The following is a 16348-nucleotide window of genomic DNA, read 5'->3' as shown; positions in this document are numbered from 1 at the left end:
CGATGATCCTGCTATCGTTTCTGCTGGCCGCGGGTCAGGTCACACCGGTCCAGCCGATCGTCAAGGGCACCGGCTTGCCGCCAGTCGTGGTGACCGAGGAGGCTGGCGTCATGGTGCCGATCGACGCGATGTTCGCTGCGTTGGCCACCCGCGATGGCCAGGCACTGCTCGCACAGGTACGCCCCGAGGGGGGTGCTACGGCAGTGGAAGAAATGGCCGACGGCACGCGCATCATCCGCCGGACCGGCTGGTCCGACTTCGCCGCCCGTCTGAAGCCCGGACCGGAGCGATATGCGGAACGCCTGACGGATCCCGCCGTGGATATCGATGGCGATATCGCGATGGTATGGTCGCCCTATGTCTTCACCATCGACGGCCGGGTCGCGTATTGCGGGACCGACCATTTCGACATGGTGCGCGACGCGGGCCGGTGGAAGATCCTCAACATCACTTGGTCTAAGCGGACCACCGGATGCCCCGCGCAATGATCGAATCACTGCTCATCGCCAATCGTGGCGAGATCGCCTGCCGCATCATCCGCACAGCTCGGGCGTTGGGAATCCGCACGATCGCGGTCTATTCCGATGCCGATGCGGGCGCGCTGCATGTCCGGCACGCGGACGAGGCGGTGCATATCGGTGCGAGCCCGGCGCGCGAGAGCTATCTGGTCGGAGAGCAGATCATCGCCGCCGCGCTCGCCACCGGCGCTGAGGCTATTCATCCGGGGTACGGGTTCCTGTCCGAGAATGCGGACTTCGCGCAGGCCGTGCTTGATGCAGGGATCCTGTGGGTTGGCCCCGATCCCGACAGCATCCGCGCGATGGGGCTGAAGGATGCCGCGAAGCAGCGAATGATGGCGGCCGGGGTCCCGGTGACGCCAGGCTATCTGGGGGAAGACCAGTCGCCTGATAGGCTCCAGCGTGAGGCGGATGCCATCGGCTACCCGGTCCTGATCAAGGCCGTCGCCGGCGGCGGCGGCAAGGGTATGCGCCGCGTCGACGCGTCCGCCGACTTTGCCGACGCGCTCGCTTCGTGCCAGCGCGAAGCTTCCGCATCCTTCGGCAATACCGACGTGCTGATCGAGAAATATATCCTCTCGCCGCGGCATATCGAGGTGCAGGTGTTCGGCGATCGTCAGGGCAACGTCGTCCATCTGTTCGAACGCGACTGTTCGTTGCAGCGCCGGCATCAGAAGGTGATCGAGGAGGCCCCGGCGCCCGGCATGGATGATGCGACGCGCGCGGCGATCTGCGCGGCGGCGGTGCGCGCGGCACAGGCCGTGAACTATGTCGGCGCGGGTACGATCGAGTTCATCGCCGATGCGAGCGAAGGCCTGCGCGCCGATCGGATCTGGTTCATGGAAATGAACACCCGGTTGCAGGTCGAGCATCCCGTCACCGAGGAAATCACCGGACAGGACCTTGTCGAGTGGCAGCTGCGGATTGCCAGCGGCGAGGCGTTGCCGCTGCAGCAGCATGATCTTGCGATCCGCGGCTGGGCGATCGAGGCGCGGCTTTATGCGGAGGATCCCGCCAAGGGTTTCCTGCCGTCGATCGGGCGGCTCGAGGCGTTCGATCTGGGTGATGCGGCGCGGGTCGATACGGGCGTCGAACAGGGGGCAGACATATCGCCCTATTATGACCCGATGATCGCCAAGGTGATTGCCTGGGGCGACACGCGTGAAGCCGCGCGCGAGACGTTGGCGGAGGCGCTGGACAAGGCGGTCGTCTGGCCGGTCCGGTCGAATGCGGGCTTTCTCGTCCAGGCGCTCGACCATCCGGAATTTGTCGCGGGAACGCTCGATACCGGGCTGATCGCCCGCGAAGGTGCGGCGCTGATGCCCCCGGCGCAGCCTAGCGAGGAAGCGCTGATCGAGGCCGCGCGCGCGCTCGTGCGCGTCGAACCGATGGCGGGCTTTCGCCTCAACGCGGGACCTTTGAAGACGGCGCGGTTCCTGCTCGACGACGACACCGTGACGATCGATCTCGACGGTCGCGGCGTCCATGAACCGGTCGATGCCACCCTCGTTTCCGATGCCGGGCAGACCTGGCAGTTGCGGCCTTGGCGTGCGTCTGGCGCGGCGATGGGGGCGGCAGCGGACGGCGCTATCTTGTCACCGATGCCGGGACGGATCATCGCGGTCGACGTGGCGGCCGGGGACCGTGTCGCAAAGGGGCAGAAGCTCGTGACGCTGGAGGCGATGAAGATGGAGCATTCGCTCGTCGCGCCGTTCGACGGGACGGTTGCCGAACTGACCGCGATCGAAGGCGGGCAGGTGAGCGATGGCATGGTGCTCGCACGTATCGAGAAGGATGATTGATGGCCGGCCGCTATTTCGACCAATGGGCGATCGGCGACCGGATCGTCCATGAGATCCGCCGCACCGTCACGGAGACGGACAACCTCCTGTTTTCGACGATGACGCACAACCCGCAGCCGCTGCACCTCGATGCGGAGGCGGCGAAGGCGAGCGAATTCGGGCAGATCCTCGTCAACGGCACCTTCACGTTCGCGCTGATGGTGGGATTGTCGGTCGGCGACACGACGCTCGGAACGCTCGTCGCCAATCTCGGTTACGATAAGCTCGTGCATCCGAAACCCGTCTTCATCGGCGACACGATGCGCGCCGAGACCGAGGTCGTCGAACTCAAGCCCAGCCGGTCACGCTCGAACGCCGGGATCGTCACATTCATGCACCAGCTGATCAACCAGCGTGACGAGATCGTCTGTCGGTGCCTCCGCTCGGCACTGCTGTTGCGGACGCCGGCATGAGGTTGCGCTCGCTGCTGTTCGTGCCCGCAGACCGGCCCGAGCGTTTTGCGAAGGCCGCAGCGAGCGGGGCCGATGCCATCATCCTCGATCTGGAGGACTCGGTCGCGCTCTCCCGCAAGGCCGTTGCCCGCGAGGCGGTCCGGGCCGCGTTGCAGGACCACACCGACGTCGTGCGGATAGTCCGGATCAATCCCGTCGACTCCGGGTGGCTGGACGACGATCTCGCTGCCGCGAGGGGCGCCGATGCGATCATGCTGCCCAAGGCGACCGGACCCGCGACCGTCCTCGCACTGGTCGAGGCTTATGGCGATGACTGTCCGCCGATCCTGCCGATCGCGACCGAAGTGCCCGCCGCGATCTTCACACTGGGCGAATATGCGCGGGTCAACGACCGGTTATGCGGCCTGACCTGGGGCGCCGAAGACCTGCCCGCGGCGATCGGCGCGGCGGCCAGTCGGGAGGACGACGGATCCTATACCGAACCCTATAAGCTCGTACGATCGCTGCTGCTGTTCGGCGCCCATGCGGCGGACGTCGCGGCGATCGAGACGGTCTATCCCGCAATCGCGGACATTGACGGGCTGGCAGCCTATGCCGCGCGCGGCAGCCGTGACGGCTTTACCGGCATGATGGCGATTCATCCGTCGCAGGTCGCCACGATCAACGCCGCGTTCACGCCGGATGCGGCGACCGTTGCACATGCGCACGCCGTCGTCGCTGCGTTTGCGGCGGCTCCCGAGGCGGGCGCGCTGCAGCTTGATGGGCGGATGATCGATGCGCCGCACTTACGTCAGGCGCGGGCGATCCTCGCGCGACTCTAGGCCCATTGGCGGCAGGAAATTTCTGCGCTACCGTCGCCCTGCGAAACCGGTGAAGGCCGGGGTCGCAGATCGCGTCGGTGCCCCTCGGGGCTTCAAAGGGAATGCGGTGCGGGAGACGGTCCTCCTCATGCCGCGGCTGTCCCTGCAACTGTAAGCGGTGAGTGCGGTGCGCATGTCCCTTCATCACGGGGGGACGACCACTAGGCCTGAGCGCAAGCGCAGGGCCCGGGAAGGTCGCGTACCGGGCGTCGACCCGTGAGCCAGGAGACCTGCCGGCGCTCGGTCGCTCTTGCCATGGTCCAGGGGATGACCGCGGCACGGTACTCCGTCTGAGCGACGAACCATGCGGCGGGGGCCGCATCGGTGCGCGTGGCGGGTGCGGTTCGGCGTACACCCCAAGCGTTGCGCCGGCTGTCCGTAGCATCGGACGGCAGGCCCCGGCCGGTCGCTCGTGACGCCGGGGGTATCGTTTCATGACCAGAATTTTCGTTTCGCTTGTGGCGCTCGCCACCGCCACGGCCTTTGCATCGCCGGCCGCGGCCGAGCCTGATCCGGTTACTGCGGCGACGGGCGAGGCGGCAGGGGGCGGCGCCGAGCTGGTGATCACCGCATCGCGATCGGGGGACGCGGTTCCCGCCGATCAGCTCGGGGCGTCGGTGACGGTGCTCGACGCCGCCACGCTCGACCAGCGGCAGACCCGGATCGTGTCCGACGTGCTGCGCGACGTTCCCGGACTGGCGGTCAGCCGGACCGGCGCGGTCGGGGGGACGACGCAGGTCCGGATCCGCGGATCGGAGGGCAATCACGTGCTCGTGCTGATCGACGGGATCGAAGTGTCCGATCCCTATCAGGGCGAATATGACTTCGGCACGCTGATTGCCGACGAGGCGGCACGGGTCGAGGTGCTGCGCGGCCAGCAATCGGCGCTGTACGGGTCCGACGCGATCGGCGGCGTCATCCAGTATCTCACGCTGAGCGGCGCGGAGGCCCCGGGCGTATCACTACGGGCCGAAGGGGGATCGTTCGGCACGTTTTCGGGAGGCGCCCGGGTCGCGGGCGTAGCGCGCAATCTCGATTACGCGCTATCGAGCTCGACCTACCTCACCGACGGCACGCCGACCGCACGGGGCGGATCGCGCGACATCGGCGCGAAGAGCGTCGGCGCGACGGGCAAGCTCAGCTGGTCGCCGACCGACACGCTGAAGGTCACGGGCGTCGGGCGCTACAGCTATACCGATGCCGACAGCAACGACACGGCATTGAGCGGCCCGCAGTTCGGCACGATCGTCGATACGCCAGGCGCGCGCAGCACGGTCGAGGCATATTACGGGCTGGTTCGCGCCGAACTCGCGCTGGCGGATGGCCGGTGGACGAATGCGCTCAGCGGCCAGTTTGCCGATACGACACGCCGGGCGCTGGTCGACGATGCCTTGAGCTTCGGCAACAAGGGACGCCGGTACAAGGGATCGTTCGAAAGCGCCTTCCGGTTCGGCACCGATCGCATCCGGCATCGGCTGACCGCCGCAGTCGATGTCGAGCGTGAGGAATTTCAGACGCTTAGTCCGGTCCCTTCGGAGTTCGTCTTCACAGGGCGGCGGCACACCGACAATGTCGGGATCGTCGGACAGTATGACGTCGTGATCGACGACGCGCTAGCGATCGGCGGATCGGTGCGGCGCGACGAGAATAACCGGTTCGACGACACCACCACCTACCGCGCGCAGGCGAGCTATCGTTTTGCGACCGGAACGCGGGTGCGCGGTGCCTACGGTACCAGCGTGAAGAACCCCGGCTACTTCGATCTCTTCGGCTATTCCGACGGTCGTTATATCGGCAATCCGAACCTCAAGCCCGAAAAGTCAAAGGGGTGGGAAGCCGGGGTCGAACAGGCTTTCGGGGGGGATCGTGCGACGATCGGCGCGACCTATTTCGACAGTCGGCTGACGAACGAGATCTTTACCACCTATCCTGCCCCCGACTTCGTCGCGACGCCCGGCAACCGCATCACGCGATCGACGCAGCATGGCGTCGAGGTGTTTGCTACAGCCCAGCCAATTCCGCAGCTGCGCTTCGACCTCGCCTATACCTATCTGAAGGCGCGCGAGGACGGGGGCGTGGAGATCCGGCGACCCAACCATATCGGCAGCGTCAACATGACTGCGTTCAGCCGCGACCAGCGCGCCTCGGCAACGCTCACCGTTCGGTATAATGGCCGGCAGCAGGACGACGCCTATACCGATCCGAGCTATGTCCCGGTCCGCGTCTCGCTCCAGGAATATGTCCTCGTCAACCTGAACGCGGCGTACAAGTTGACGCCCGGGCTGTCGGTTTTCGGTCGGGTCGAAAACCTGTTCGACGAGCGGTACGAGGAGGTGTTCAGCTATGTTGGCCAGGGGCGCGGCGCCTATGTCGGCGTGAAGGCAGCATTCTGATGCGGAGCGAGGCGGAGCACACGGCGCGGATGGCCAAGAAGAAGGTCGTCCAGGACAAGATCGTCGCGGCCAAGACGATCGAGAAGGGCCTGCTGATGGTCCACACCGGACCGGGCAAGGGCAAGACCACCGCGGCGCTTGGCATGGCGGTGCGGATGATGGGGCATGGGCGAAAGGTCGGGATCGTACAGTTCGTCAAGGGTGCGATGACGACCGGCGAGAAGGTCATCTTTGACGCCTTTCCCGATCTGGTCGAATTCAAGCCGATGGGCGAGGGCTTTACCTGGGATACGCAGGATCGGGCCCGCGATATCGCGGTGGCGCGCGAAGGGTGGGACGAGGTCCGCCGAATGATCCTCGACCCGAGCTATGCGATGGTCATCGCCGACGAGATCAACATCGTCCTGCGCTATGACTATCTGCCACTCGACGAGGTGCTTGCGGGGTTCGCGGCGCGACCGGCGATGACGCATGTCGTGGCGACGGGACGCAACGCGCCCGAGGCGTTGATTGCCGCGGCGGATCTCGTCACCGAGATGGGGCAGGTCAAGCATCCGTTCCGGGGCGGGGTCAAGGCCCAGGCCGGCGTTGAGTTCTAACGGTCGCGGCGAGGACTAGCTGGACGCTGCGTGCGCAACTGCGCCGCGAGGCTTTGCGCGGCGAGCACATAGGCGGGACCTCCGCAGACGGTCCACGCCTCGGGGATGCGCAGACGGGGAATCCCGTCGAGAATCGGATGATGCAGCATTTCGGTGCCCTGATCGGTCACGCGGTCGGTGGCGCTCTCAACGACGAGATAGTCCGGGCGTGCCAGCGCCATTTGTTCGAGCGACAGTTGCGAAAGTGCCGGCTTGCCGAGCCGGGTCGCGAGATTGGCCAGCCCGAGACGCTGCATCAGTTCGTCGACGAGCGTGCCGGTACCGGTCAGGAAACCCCGACGCTGATAATAGGCCGCCGTACGACCACCTCCCGGGGCGCGCGGCAATCGTGCGAGCGCGGTGTCCATCCGGCGGATCAGCGTTTCGCCGCGATCGGGGTGCCCGATGGCTGCGGCGACCTGCCGGACTTGCGTCACGATCGCGGTATAGCTGTCAGCGGGGGGCAGATCGAGCGTCGCGACGTTCCGGCCGGCGAGAACTGCGGCGACCGTCTGGCGTCGGAACGGCGAGGAGATCACGAGATCGGGGCGGAGCATCAGGACGTCTTCGGCGCTGCCACGGCTGACTGGGATGGTACGCGCGGCGTTGGCGGCCGCGGACATGTTCGGATCACGCGCGAACCGGGTCAGTGCGACGATCTGCGCGGGGTCGGCCAGCGCCAGAAGATACTGGTCAGCGCACAGGTTGAGCGAAACGATACGCGCCGGCGGTCGAGGCGCTGCCGCCGCAGCAGATGCGCCAGCGGCAGCGATGATCAGGATGGTCAGGAGACGGCGGCGGCGCATACGCAAAGCCCTGCCGCAGCGGGCGCTTATGCGCTAGGCGGAAATCGATGCGGTGGGATCTGGCACTATGGAACGCGTGACGCGTGCGCGATTGGTCGGTGGCCTCGCGCTGCTTGCGCTGCTGGCCGGCGCCGCGTCGGTCGCGGTGGGTAGCGCGGCGATCCCGCTGGCGCATGTCGTGCGGGCGCTCAGCGGGCAGGGCGATCCGATCGAACGCGCGATCCTGTTCGAACTTCGGCTGCCGCGCGCGATCCTAGGGCTCGCGGTCGGCGCGATGCTGGGGCTGTCGGGTGCTGCGCTGCAGGGATTCCTGCGCAATCCGCTGGCCGAGCCATCGGTGCTGGGCGCGTCGAACGGCGCATCGCTGGGCGCGGTGATCGCGCTGTATTTCGGGCTGGCGGAGCTTCATCCGGCGATGCTGCCGATCGTGGCGATCGCCGGGGCGTTCGCGGCGCTGGGGTTGCTGTTCGTGCTGGCGGCCGGGTCGCAAAGCGCCTTGTCACTGATCCTCGCGGGGATTGCGGTTGGAACGCTGGCCGTCGCGGGGGTCAGTCTGGCGCTGAACCTGTCCCCCAACCCGTTTGCAGCGATGGAGATCATGACCTGGTTGCTCGGGTCGCTCGAAGACCGGTCGTTCAGCCATGTCGCGCTGGCGCTGCCCTGTATCGCGCTCGGCATGGTGCTGGTCGCCTGGGACGGCCATGCGCTCGACGCGCTGACGCTCGGCGAGGATGGCGCACGCGCGCTAGGCGTCGATCTGCGTCGGACGCGCATGCGGATGCTGGTCGGGGTGGCGATCGGGGTCGGCGGGGCGGTTGCGGTATCGGGCGCGATCGGGTTCATCGGCCTGATCGTCCCGCATCTCGTCCGGCCGATGACCGATCGTTCGCCATCGGCGATCCTGCTCCCCTCCGCACTGGGCGGGGCCGCGTTGCTCACTTTCGCCGACGTACTGGTCCGGGTGATCCCGACGTCGAACGAACTCAAGCTCGGGGTCGTCACCGCGTTTCTCGGTGTGCCGGTGTTCCTCGTCCACCTCATCCGCGAGCGGCGGCTATGGTAGCCCTCTCCGCGGACCGCCTCAGCGTCCGCCGTGCAGGGCGGGTCGTGGTCGACGATGTCAGTTTCTCGGCAGAGGGCGGCGCGCTCATCGGGATCGTCGGCCCCAATGGGGCGGGCAAATCGACGCTGGTCCAGGCGCTTCTCGGGCTGGTTCCCGCTACTGGAGATATCCTGCTCGACGGGGTTCCGCTGGCGGAGCGCTCGCGACGTGAGATCGCGCGGACGGTCGCGTATCTGCCGCAGGGTCAAAGTCTTCATTGGCCGCTGAGCGTCGAACGTCTCGTCGCGCTGGGCCGCTTGCCCCATCTCGCACCGCTGTCGCGCATTTCTCAGCAGGATCGTGATGCGATTGCCCGTGCGATGGCAGCGGCGGACGTGACCATGCTTGCGGCGCGTGTCGCGACCGAGATTTCGGGGGGCGAGCGGGCCCGCGTCCTGCTGGCAAGGGCGCTGGCGGTGGAGGCGCCGGCGCTGATCGTCGACGAGCCACTCGCGTCGCTCGATCCCGCGCATCAGATCGCAGTCATGGAGATCCTGCGGGCGCAGGCCGCGCGGGGTGTCCTGGTGATCGCCGTCCTGCATGATCTGGGGCTCGCCGCACGCTATTGCGATCGCATCCTCGTGCTAGACGCGGGCCGGCTCGTCGCCGACGGCGCGCCGTCGGCAGTGCTGACGCCGGCGCGGCTGCGTGAGACCTATGGTGTTCGGGCGTGGTTCGGATCGATCGAGGGCGTACCGGTCGTGGTACCGCTGACGCGTGACAGCGCGCAGGGCGATTGACCCGGGCCGCTCGCCCGGCCTATCCCTCTGACCGCGACAGGTTCCCCGGCGACGGGGATGAAAAGGGAACGGGAGAACCCCGGCTGCCCCTGCAACTGTAAGCGGCGAGCCATCGTGCCATCATGCCATTGGGATCCCGGTCCCGAGAAGGCGGCGCGAAGGGCTGTGACCCGTGAGCCAGGAGACCTGCCCGTCGCGGTCGTCTTTCGTCCGGCCAGGGTGCGCCGAGCGGACGGGGGTAAACCCGCGCGACGACATAACCAGCCTGCGGCTTGTGCCGCGGGCGCGTATGTCATGGGGTTTCAATGCCAAATCTACTGGTTCCCGCCGAAGACGGGGCGGCCGTCGTCGCCTGCAGCACCTGCCGCGCTTCCACCGATGCGAAGGACGATGCCGAGGGCATGCGGGGCGGTGCAAGACTCGTCGCAGCATTGCAGGCGGTCCAGGCGAGTGATCCGCGCTATGCCGGGATTGCGGTGCAGGCGATGCCGTGCCTGTTCGCCTGCCAGGACTTCTGCACCATCCATGTTCGTGGGCCCGCGAAGATCGGCTATGTGCTGGGGCGCTTCACGCCGGATGAGGAGGCTGCGCGAGCGATCCTCGATTATGCCGTGCTGCATGCGGAGAGTGCGGAGGGGCAGGTGCCGTTTCGGCAGTGGCCCGCCGGGATCAAGGGGCATTTCATCACCCGGACGCCCCCCGCCGGCTATGTCGCGCAGTGAGGCAGTTCCCGACGGTCGCGGCGTTCGACGCGGCGCTGGGGGCTCTTCCTGCGGCAGACGAAGCCGCGCGAGGGGCCGCATCGCTGCGGCAAACACAGTTGACCAAGCCACCGGGATCGCTTGGCCGACTTGAAGACCTCGCGGTCTTCATGGCGGGCTGGCAGGGGCGCGAGCGGCCGCGGTTCGAGCGTGCGCGGGCGGCGATTTTCGCCGGAAATCACGGCGTTGCGGTGCACGGGGTGAGCGCTTTCCCGGTCTCCGTGACCGCACAGATGGTCGAGAATTTCCGTCGTGGGGGCGCGGCGATCAATGCGCTGGCGGATGCCGTCGGGCTCGAGCTGATCATCGCCGACATCGATCTGGAAACCCCCACGGCGGATTTCACGACGGCACCGGCGATGGACGAAGCCGCGTGTCTCGCCGCACTCAACATCGGTGCCGACGTCGTCGTGCCGGGGCTCGACATGCTTGTCGTGGGTGAGATGGGGATCGGGAATTCCACGTCGGCCGCAGCACTGTGTCTGCGCAGTTACGGCGGAACCGCCGCGGACTGGGTTGGCCCGGGGACGGGGGTTGATGTGGCGGGAATCGCGCGGAAAATCGCGGTGGTCGAGGCGGGGATTGGGCGGCATGATGATTTCCCGCGTACGCCGTTCGAGACGTTGCGGCGGGTGGGGGGGCGTGAAATCGTCGCGATCGCCGGCGCGGTGGTGGCGGCGCGGCTGGCGGGGGTGCCGGTGGTGCTCGACGGATTCATTTCGTCGGCGGCGATCGCACCGATTGCGGCGGCGTATCCTGGCATCACAGAGCACTGCATTGCGGGGCATTGTTCGGCCGAACCAGGGCATGAGCGGTTGCTCGCCGCGCTGAAACTCGAGCCTTTACTGAGACTTGGGATGCGGTTGGGGGAGGGAAGCGGGGCGGCGGTTGCGGTGGGAGTGATCCGGTCGGCGTTGGCGGCGCATGACGGGATGGCGACGTTTGCCGAGGCGGGGGTGTCGGTGGCGTGAGTGCGCCGTTCCTGCTCCACCTGCTGCGGCATGGCGCGCCTGAACTAACCGGGCGGATGCTGGGGCGGACCGATAGTCCGGTCACGGCGGAGGGAATGGCGGCCTGTATGGCTCGGGTAAAACCGCTGAATTTCAAGAAGATCGTCTGTTCTGATCTCATGCGATCGCAGGCTGTTGCGGATGCGATCGGGCGGGAGCGGGGGCTGGCTCCAACGACCGATGCGCGGTGGCGGGAGCTGGATTTCGGGGATTGGGACGGGCTGGCTGCGGCGGAGATCGACGCTGCGGCGTTGCAGCGGTTCTGGGACGATCCGGATGGTGCACCGCCGCCGGGTGGGGAACGGTGGAGCAATCTGGTCGCAAGAGTTACCGATGCGATAGAAGATCTTACACCCGAAACCTCATTGATCGTAACACATGGCGGGGCGATCCGTGCGGCGCTGAAAACGCTGTGCGAGTTCGGCCAGCGCGAGCTCTGGGCATTCGATTTGCCTTATGCGGCGCTGATTAGTTTGCGGATCTGGCCGGACCGGACGGCGCAGATCGTGGCGCTGCAGACTGATCCGGTTTCGTGAAGCGGCTGGTCGTCGCCTTCGGCTTTTTGACGCGCGTGCCGATGCCGCAAGTCGCTGCGAACGCTGAGGATTTTGCCGCCGCGATCCGGTGGTACCCGGTCGTCGGGGCGTGCATCGGGGTGGTCGTCGCGGCGGCGGGGTGGGTCGGCGCGCAGGTCGATCCGTGGACCGGTGCGCTCGCCGCGCTGACTATTTGGGTAGCGATTACAGGGGCTTTGCACTTGGATGGGCTGGCGGATCTGGCGGACGGGCTGGGTGCCGCGCATGGCGACCGCGACCGGCTGATCGCGGTGATGGCGGATCCGCATATCGGCAGCTTCGGTGTTGTGATGATCGCGCTGCAACTCCTTGCAAAACTTGTCTTATTGCATGCCGTTTCGAGTCAGGGATGGGCGGTCGTGATTCTCGTCCCGATGCTCGCGCGGATCGGGCCGTTATGCTGGGCGCGGTGGGTGCCGCTGCTCCGGGAGGGCGGGCTGGGAGGGATGGTGGCAGGGAAGATCAGGGTGCACGATCTGGTCTTTTGGGGGTGCGTAACAGGGTGTTTAGGGGTGCCTGTGCATGCCGTTGCAGGGGCCCCTGCACTGATCGCGGTATTCGGCTGGTGGCTGATCCGGCGGGTCGGCGGCGTTTCAGGCGATTGCCACGGTGCGGGGATCGAATTCGTCGAGACCGGGATGCTAGTCGCGCTCGCCATTGCCGGCCGCGTCTGAGCCCGCGAGCTTCGACAGCGCGATCAGCGCATCGATATCGAGATGGCGTTCGAGCGTTTCGGCAATCGCATCGAGCGCGGCGTCGATCGACGCCGCATGGTCGGGCCCTACCGCACCGACCCCGAGCCGGCTGAGCCACGCGCGGCGCTGATCCGCGAGGCCGAGCAGGCCGTGGACATAGCTGCCGGAGACGAGCCCGTCGGGGCTGACCGCGCCGTCGCGGCGGCCATCGTCGCGGGTCGTGAGCGCGCGCGCGGTGTCGGGGCCGGTGGTTTCGCCGATATGGATCTCATAGCCGTCGAACCGTGCGCCGATCGCGGTGCCGGCGACGCGCTCGAGCGTCTTGGCGGGGGACAGGATCGTCGCGACGTCGAGCAGGCCGAGCCCGGGGGCGATACCGGCGGGCCCCTCCAGCCCGTCCGGATCGGCGATGCTGCGACCGAGCATCTGATAGCCGCCGCAAAGCCCGAGCACCGGGCGGCCGCGACGGCGATGCGCGTGGATGTCGATGTCCCAGCCCTGCGCGCGGAGAAAGGCGAGGTCGGGGATCGTCGCCTTGGAGCCCGCGAGGATGATCATGTCGGCGTCGGGGATCGGTTCGCCGGGCGGGACCATGACCAACGTGACGCCGGGGTCGAGCCGCAGCGGATCGAGATCGTCGAAATTGGCGATGCGCGGGGTGATCGGACAGGCGATGACGACCTGGCCGTCCTGCCGGTCGTGACCGGGGCGGCGTTCGAGTATGACCGCATCCTCGCTCGGCAGGCGGGCGGCCTCGGGAAGCCAGGGGATGACGCCATAGCCGCGCCAGCCCGACCGCGCCTCGATCGCGCGATAGCCGTCGTCGAACAGCGCGGGGTCGCCGCGAAACTTGTTGACGAGGAAGCCGTGGATCATCGCGGCGTCGGCGGGATCGATCACCGCACGCGTGCCGACGAGCGAGGCGATGACGCCGCCCCGGTCGATATCGCCGATCAGGATGACGGGGACGCCGGCGGCGCGCGCGAAGCCCATATTTGCGATGTCGGCGGCGCGCAGGTTGATCTCGGCGGGGCTGCCCGCGCCCTCGACGACGACGATGTCCGCCTGCGCGCGGAGCCGGTGATAGCTGGCGAGCACGTCGTCCATCAGCCCCGCGCGCCCCTCGCGCCAGCGGCTGGCGCGCAGGATGCCGCGGACCTTGCCGTGGACGACGAGCTGCGAGCTGCGGTCGCCCTGCGGTTTGAGCAGGACGGGGTTCATGTCGGTGGTCGCAGCGGTGCGCGCAGCGATCGCCTGGGTCGCCTGGGCGCGGCCGATCTCGCCGCCATCGGCGGTGACGGCGGCGTTGTTCGACATGTTCTGCGGCTTGAAGGGGCGGACGGCGAGCCCGCGATTGGCGAGCGCGCGGCAGAGGCCGGCGACGAGCACCGACTTGCCGACGTCCGAGCCGGTGCCCTGGAGCATCACCGCACCCACAGCAGCGCCCCCGTGACGATCCAGAGTAGCAGGCAGGCGCGGCGATAGACCTGGAGCGCGCGGGCGATGTCGGCGGCGGTGGCGGCGGGGTGACCGCTGCCGATCCAGGGCTTGAGCTGGGTGACGCCGTCATAGCTGACCGGACCGGCGAGGCGGAGGTCGAGCACGCCCGCCATCGCCGCTTCGGGCCAGCCGGCATTGGGCGAGGCGTGTTTGCGCGCGTCGCGCCGCATCACGCGCCAGCCGCCGGGACCGGCGAGGCACAGCAAGGCGCCGCTGATCCGCGCGGGGATCCAGTTGGCGAGATCGTCGATCCGTGCCGAGGCCCAGCCGAACGCGCACCAGCGTGGCTCGCGGTGGCCGATCAGGCTGTCGGCAGTGTTGATCGCCTTGTAAATCCAGAGCCCGGGAAGCCCGCCGATCAGCAGCCAGAAGAGCGGCGCGACGATGCCGTCGCAGAAGCTCTCGGCAAGGCTTTCGATTCCGGCGCGGGCGATGCCGGCGGAGTCGAGCCGGTCGGTGTCGCGACCGACGATCCGGCCGACCGCGATCCGCGCACCTTGCACGTCGCCCTTGCCGAGCGCGGCGGCGATCGGGGCGACGTGATCGTTGAGGCTGCGCTGCGCGAGACCGGGGGCGGCGAGGAGGCCGATGCCGAGCCAGGCATAGCCGCCGAGATAGGTCGCGAACAGCCAGGTCGCGCCCCAGGCGATCCCGCCCGTCACCGCGAGCGTGATCGCGAGCGTCGCGACCCCGGCGATGCGGCGCGTCGCGTCGGGCCATGAGGGACGGTTGAGCGCCTTTTCGAGGCTGCCGATGATCGCGGCGATCGCGCCGACGGGATGACCGATCCGGCGGTAGAGCCGTTCCGGCCAGCCGAACGCGGCGTCGAGCGCGAGGGCGATGAGCGCGACGGGATCAGCCATGCGCGAGCGCCGTGTCGAGACGCGCCAGCGCGGCCGCGTCGGCGGGGACACCGAGACGGAGCCAGCGGGGGTCATAGGCGAAGGGGCGGGTCAGGATGCCCGCCATATTCAGGCGCTCGAACAAGGGTTTGGCGTCGTTTGATACGATGAGCCGGAAGAGCGGGCAGGCGCCCGTCGCGGCGAGCCCGTGGCGGAGAAGCACCGCGTCGAGCGCGGCTGCACGGGTGACGAGCTGTGTGCGCGTGGTCTCGATCCAGGCTCGGTCGGCATAGGCGGCGGTGCCGATCGCGAGCGCGGTGGCGGAGATCGGCCAGCTGCCCAGACGGTCGCGGACCCGCGCGACGATGCCGGGCGGTGCGATCATGAAGCCAAGCCTCACGCCCGCGAGACCGAAGAATTTACCGAAGGATTGGAACAAGATAACGGGATCTTCTGCGGAAAGCTGCGAGGCCAGGCCGGCGTCAGGCAGCGTGTCGGCGAACGCCTCGTCTACGACCAGCCAGCCTGCATTCTCGAGAAGACGATCGATCACTGGCCGAAGCGCGTCCGGACTGACCAGCTGGCCGTCGGGGTTGTTCGGGTTGGCGAGCAGGATGGTGCCGCCGCGGGCCGCTTCGTCGGCGAGGCTGTCGATCGAGATCCGCGCGGGGAAGACCGCTTCGTGCGTCGCGTAGCTGGGGCCGACATGGCGGGCGCGGGCGGGGAGGCCGAGTCCGCCGAGCAGGCGGAGGCCGATCTCGGTGCCGGGCAGCGCGACGACGCGCGCGGGGTCGGCGCCGAAGTGGCGCGCGGCGACGGCCTCGAGCGTGGCGAGCGCGGCGGGCGAGGGGAGGTTGCGCAGGTCGATCGCGAGATCGCCGGGCGGTTCCCACGCGCAGGGGTTGATCCCGGTCGAAAGGTCGAGCCAGGGACGCGGCGCGTGCGGGTACAGCGCCTGCGCGCTGTCGATCCGGCCGCCATGTTCCATCAGCGCGTGCACATGCGTCCCCTGCGCCGGCGATGCCGCGGCGTTGCTGCTGGCCTTCGCCATTCGCCGGCGATAGCGCAAGGGGCGATGGAGGAGACGGTCGTGCAGGGGTTTGGAAAGACGGTGTTGGTGACCGGCGGTGCGCGCTCGGGCAAGAGCCGCCATGCGCAGGCTTTAGCAGAGGCGGGGGCAGAGGCGGGGGCAGAGGCGGCAGGTGGCCACACGCTGGTCTATATCGCGACCGCGCAGGCTTTCGACGGGGAGATGACCGAGCGGATCGCGCGGCATCGCTCGGAGCGGGACGAACGGTGGCGGACGGTCGAGGCGCCGCTCGCGCTGGCGGCGGCGATCGCCGAGGCGGACGCGCCGGACGGGGTGATACTGGTCGACTGCCTGACCTTGTGGGCGTCGAACCTGATGCTGGCGGAGGCGGATGCGGAGACGGCGATCGCCGCGCTGCTGGATGCGATCGGTCGCGTCGAGGGGCGGCTGGTGCTGGTCACCAACGAGGTCGGGATGGGGATCGTGCCCGACAATGCGATGGCGCGGCGGTTCCGCGATCTGGCCGGGATGCTGAACCAGCGGGTCGCGGCTGCGGTCGAGACGGTCGATCTCGCGGTGTCCGGGCTGACGATCCGGATGAAGGGATAAGGGTGCCCCTCCCCG

The 16348-nt window shown here is 68.1% G+C and carries 17 protein-coding genes and 2 riboswitches; of the genes, 13 read left to right on the top strand and 4 right to left on the bottom strand.

The annotated features are described in order from the left end of the window. The first annotated feature begins 2 nt into the window (after window positions 1-2). The 6 genes from sphst_RS17250 (at window position 3) to cobO (ending at window position 6624) form a co-directional block, all read left to right on the top strand. Window positions 3-488, top strand: a complete 486-nt coding sequence (locus tag sphst_RS17250) for a nuclear transport factor 2 family protein (RefSeq protein WP_031392920.1) — start codon at window positions 3-5, stop codon at window positions 486-488. After that, complete coding sequence (locus tag sphst_RS17245) at window positions 485-2320, top strand: acetyl/propionyl/methylcrotonyl-CoA carboxylase subunit alpha (RefSeq protein WP_031392921.1); 1836 nt, start codon at window positions 485-487, stop codon at window positions 2318-2320. Before sphst_RS17250 ends, sphst_RS17245 begins: the two co-directional genes overlap by 4 nt. Then, window positions 2320-2772, top strand: coding sequence for a MaoC family dehydratase (locus tag sphst_RS17240; RefSeq protein WP_031392922.1), 453 nt, complete (start codon window positions 2320-2322; stop codon window positions 2770-2772). Before sphst_RS17245 ends, sphst_RS17240 begins: the two co-directional genes overlap by 1 nt. Further along, window positions 2769-3593 (top strand): HpcH/HpaI aldolase/citrate lyase family protein, encoded by an 825-nt coding sequence (locus tag sphst_RS17235; RefSeq protein WP_031392923.1) that lies wholly within the window; start codon window positions 2769-2771, stop codon window positions 3591-3593. Before sphst_RS17240 ends, sphst_RS17235 begins: the two co-directional genes overlap by 4 nt. Before the next feature lie 58 nt (window positions 3594-3651). Continuing rightward, window positions 3652-3884: riboswitch (cobalamin riboswitch) on the top strand. A 182-nt stretch (window positions 3885-4066) separates the two neighbouring features. Beyond that, window positions 4067-6025 (top strand): TonB-dependent receptor plug domain-containing protein, encoded by a 1959-nt coding sequence (locus sphst_RS17230; protein WP_031392924.1) that lies wholly within the window; start codon window positions 4067-4069, stop codon window positions 6023-6025. Next, entirely contained in the window at window positions 6025-6624 is a 600-nt protein-coding gene (cobO, locus tag sphst_RS17225; RefSeq protein ID WP_197977715.1) for a cob(I)yrinic acid a,c-diamide adenosyltransferase, read from the top strand. The genes sphst_RS17230 and cobO overlap by 1 nt, the downstream gene beginning before the upstream one ends. Here cobO and sphst_RS17220 read toward each other — a convergent pair. Next, window positions 6621-7469: an ABC transporter substrate-binding protein gene (locus tag sphst_RS17220; RefSeq protein ID WP_031392926.1), complete on the bottom strand. Its 849-nt coding sequence runs from the start codon at window positions 7467-7469 to the stop codon at window positions 6621-6623. The genes cobO and sphst_RS17220 overlap by 4 nt on opposite strands. 67 nt (window positions 7470-7536) lie before the next feature. Here sphst_RS17220 and sphst_RS17215 point away from each other — a divergent pair, with 67 nt between their 5' ends. From sphst_RS17215 to cobS, 6 genes are all read left to right on the top strand, one after another. After that, window positions 7537-8532, top strand: coding sequence for a FecCD family ABC transporter permease (locus sphst_RS17215; protein WP_031392927.1), 996 nt, complete (start codon window positions 7537-7539; stop codon window positions 8530-8532). Continuing rightward, the gene (locus sphst_RS17210; protein WP_107045877.1) at window positions 8526-9311 is read left to right on the top strand and encodes an ABC transporter ATP-binding protein; all 786 of its coding nucleotides are present in this window, start codon (window positions 8526-8528) and stop codon (window positions 9309-9311) included. The genes sphst_RS17215 and sphst_RS17210 overlap by 7 nt, the downstream gene beginning before the upstream one ends. A 21-nt stretch (window positions 9312-9332) precedes the next feature. Then, window positions 9333-9519: riboswitch (cobalamin riboswitch) on the top strand. Between the two features lie 97 nt (window positions 9520-9616). After that, window positions 9617-10033 (top strand): DUF1636 domain-containing protein, encoded by a 417-nt coding sequence (locus sphst_RS17205; RefSeq protein ID WP_056407800.1) that lies wholly within the window; start codon window positions 9617-9619, stop codon window positions 10031-10033. Further along, window positions 10030-11043 carry a nicotinate-nucleotide--dimethylbenzimidazole phosphoribosyltransferase gene (cobT, locus tag sphst_RS17200; RefSeq protein WP_056407802.1) on the top strand — a complete coding sequence of 338 codons (1014 nt, stop codon included), beginning with the start codon at window positions 10030-10032 and terminating at the stop codon, window positions 11041-11043. Before sphst_RS17205 ends, cobT begins: the two co-directional genes overlap by 4 nt. After that, window positions 11040-11618, top strand: a complete 579-nt coding sequence (locus sphst_RS17195) for a histidine phosphatase family protein (RefSeq protein ID WP_107045876.1) — start codon at window positions 11040-11042, stop codon at window positions 11616-11618. The genes cobT and sphst_RS17195 overlap by 4 nt, the downstream gene beginning before the upstream one ends. After that, entirely contained in the window at window positions 11615-12331 is a 717-nt protein-coding gene (cobS, locus tag sphst_RS17190; protein WP_056407805.1) for an adenosylcobinamide-GDP ribazoletransferase, read from the top strand. Before sphst_RS17195 ends, cobS begins: the two co-directional genes overlap by 4 nt. Here the strand turns inward: cobS and sphst_RS17185 are convergent. From sphst_RS17185 to sphst_RS17175, 3 genes are read right to left on the bottom strand one after another with little or no spacing between them, the layout of a single operon-like run. Then, window positions 12299-13789 carry a cobyric acid synthase gene (locus sphst_RS17185; protein WP_107045875.1) on the bottom strand — a complete coding sequence of 497 codons (1491 nt, stop codon included), beginning with the start codon at window positions 13787-13789 and terminating at the stop codon, window positions 12299-12301. The genes cobS and sphst_RS17185 overlap by 33 nt on opposite strands. Further along, window positions 13777-14715: an adenosylcobinamide-phosphate synthase CbiB gene (gene cbiB, locus sphst_RS17180; RefSeq protein ID WP_107045946.1), complete on the bottom strand. Its 939-nt coding sequence runs from the start codon at window positions 14713-14715 to the stop codon at window positions 13777-13779. The genes sphst_RS17185 and cbiB overlap by 13 nt, the downstream gene beginning before the upstream one ends. Beyond that, on the bottom strand, window positions 14708-15682 hold the full coding sequence (locus sphst_RS17175; RefSeq protein WP_107045947.1) for an aminotransferase class I/II-fold pyridoxal phosphate-dependent enzyme: 975 nt from the start codon (window positions 15680-15682) through the stop codon (window positions 14708-14710). The genes cbiB and sphst_RS17175 overlap by 8 nt, the downstream gene beginning before the upstream one ends. 102 nt (window positions 15683-15784) lie before the next feature. Between sphst_RS17175 and cobU the strand changes: the two genes are divergently transcribed. Next, window positions 15785-16333: a bifunctional adenosylcobinamide kinase/adenosylcobinamide-phosphate guanylyltransferase gene (gene cobU, locus sphst_RS17170; protein WP_442800408.1), complete on the top strand. Its 549-nt coding sequence runs from the start codon at window positions 15785-15787 to the stop codon at window positions 16331-16333. The last annotated feature ends 15 nt before the right edge of the window (window positions 16334-16348 follow it).

Source organism: Sphingomonas sp. STIS6.2 (genome assembly GCF_000732685.2).
GTDB classification, from domain to species: domain Bacteria; phylum Pseudomonadota; class Alphaproteobacteria; order Sphingomonadales; family Sphingomonadaceae; genus Sphingomonas; species Sphingomonas aerolata.
The sequence above is the reverse complement of the archived record's forward strand: the minus strand, read 5'-3'. Positions and strand labels throughout refer to the sequence as shown.

Bases quoted from the DNA above. Each gene is read 5' to 3' on its own strand.
- sphst_RS17250 (WP_031392920.1), top strand. From the start codon at position 3: ATGATCCTGCTATCGTTTCTGCTGGCCGCGGGTCAGGTCACACCGGTC.
- sphst_RS17245 (WP_031392921.1), top strand. From the start codon at position 485: ATGATCGAATCACTGCTCATCGCCAATCGTGGCGAGATCGCCTGCCGC.
- sphst_RS17240 (WP_031392922.1), top strand. From the start codon at position 2,320: ATGGCCGGCCGCTATTTCGACCAATGGGCGATCGGCGACCGGATCGTC.
- sphst_RS17235 (WP_031392923.1), top strand. From the start codon at position 2,769: ATGAGGTTGCGCTCGCTGCTGTTCGTGCCCGCAGACCGGCCCGAGCGT.
- sphst_RS17230 (WP_031392924.1), top strand. From the start codon at position 4,067: ATGACCAGAATTTTCGTTTCGCTTGTGGCGCTCGCCACCGCCACGGCC.
- cobO (WP_197977715.1), top strand. From the start codon at position 6,025: ATGCGGAGCGAGGCGGAGCACACGGCGCGGATGGCCAAGAAGAAGGTC.
- sphst_RS17220 (WP_031392926.1), bottom strand. From the start codon at position 7,469: ATGCGCCGCCGCCGTCTCCTGACCATCCTGATCATCGCTGCCGCTGGC.
- sphst_RS17215 (WP_031392927.1), top strand. From the start codon at position 7,537: ATGGAACGCGTGACGCGTGCGCGATTGGTCGGTGGCCTCGCGCTGCTT.
- sphst_RS17210 (WP_107045877.1), top strand. From the start codon at position 8,526: ATGGTAGCCCTCTCCGCGGACCGCCTCAGCGTCCGCCGTGCAGGGCGG.
- sphst_RS17205 (WP_056407800.1), top strand. From the start codon at position 9,617: ATGCCAAATCTACTGGTTCCCGCCGAAGACGGGGCGGCCGTCGTCGCC.
- cbiB (WP_107045946.1), bottom strand. From the start codon at position 14,715: ATGGCTGATCCCGTCGCGCTCATCGCCCTCGCGCTCGACGCCGCGTTC.
- sphst_RS17175 (WP_107045947.1), bottom strand. From the start codon at position 15,682: ATGGAACATGGCGGCCGGATCGACAGCGCGCAGGCGCTGTACCCGCAC.